The organism is Pseudomonas rossensis, from assembly GCF_039888995.1.
GTDB lineage: Bacteria > Pseudomonadota > Gammaproteobacteria > Pseudomonadales > Pseudomonadaceae > Aquipseudomonas > Aquipseudomonas rossensis.
In genome coordinates this window covers 1-275 of sequence record NZ_JBBWCB010000364.1, presented here as the reverse complement: position 1 = coordinate 275, position 275 = coordinate 1, and the positions used below count along the sequence as shown (strand labels likewise).

The following is a 275-nucleotide window of genomic DNA, read 5'->3' as shown; positions in this document are numbered from 1 at the left end:
CTGCCGGAACCGTCAGTCACGGTGTAGCTCACGCTAGGCACCGCGCCGTTGTAATTGGCGGCCGGGGTGAAGGTGTAAGCGCCATTGGCGGCAAGCACCAGGGTGCCGACATTGGCGATGGTCGCGGTGCTGCCGGCCTGGTACTGGGTACCGCCAACCGTGAAGTTAACCACGCTGACGTCGCCGTCGACGCTGCTGGTGCCGGTGAGGACGCTGCCGGTCACCGGAGCGTCTTCGGAAGTGGTCACGGTTTCGCTGATGTCGGTGAAGCTGTC

Annotated in this window: 1 protein-coding gene; it reads right to left on the bottom strand. The window is 64.7% G+C overall.

Going from position 1 to position 275, the window contains the following annotated elements:
- Positions 1 to 275, bottom strand: a 275-nt coding sequence (locus WLY71_RS30890) for an Ig-like domain-containing protein (protein WP_347806605.1), incomplete at both ends; no start/stop codon positions are given.